The sequence below is a fragment of the Aliidiomarina celeris genome (assembly GCF_003316875.1).
Taxonomy (GTDB): Bacteria; Pseudomonadota; Gammaproteobacteria; order Enterobacterales; family Alteromonadaceae; genus Aliidiomarina; species Aliidiomarina celeris.
Map to the genome: position 1 here is coordinate 1 of NZ_QMIL01000027.1, position 365 is coordinate 365.

Genomic DNA, 365 nt, shown 5'->3' on the forward strand with positions numbered 1-365 from the left:
TGACAGACTACTTCTCCAAATGGGCCGAAGCCATTGCCCTGGCGGAAGTCAAAACTGCAGCAGTTCTAAAATTTCTAAAGACAAACGTCATCTGTAGATTCGGAGTCCCCAAGAGGTTCATCCACGACAACGGACCTCAGTTCAGGGATCATCGATTCCACAGCTTCTGCGAGATACAAGATCGGTAACTTCTCATCTACGGCCTACAACGCCCCTGCAAACGGCCTGGCCGAAGCCTTTAACGACCATCTGCAAAACACTAAAGAAGATGGTCTCAAGAAAAAAAAGGGGCTGGCACGAACGCCTCCCTGAAGCACTCTGGGCGGACCGCACAACTGTACGGGGGGCAGCAAGCAACGCCATTC

1 protein-coding gene is annotated in these 365 nt (G+C 51.8%); it reads left to right on the forward strand.

Annotation, left to right across the window (positions count from 1 at the left end; translation table 11 throughout):
• Nucleotides 1-188 (forward strand): integrase catalytic domain-containing protein (locus DQW12_RS13830; RefSeq protein ID WP_157957933.1); only part of this gene is annotated, 188 nt, incomplete at its 5' end.
• Between the last annotated feature and the right edge of the window lie 177 nt (nucleotides 189-365).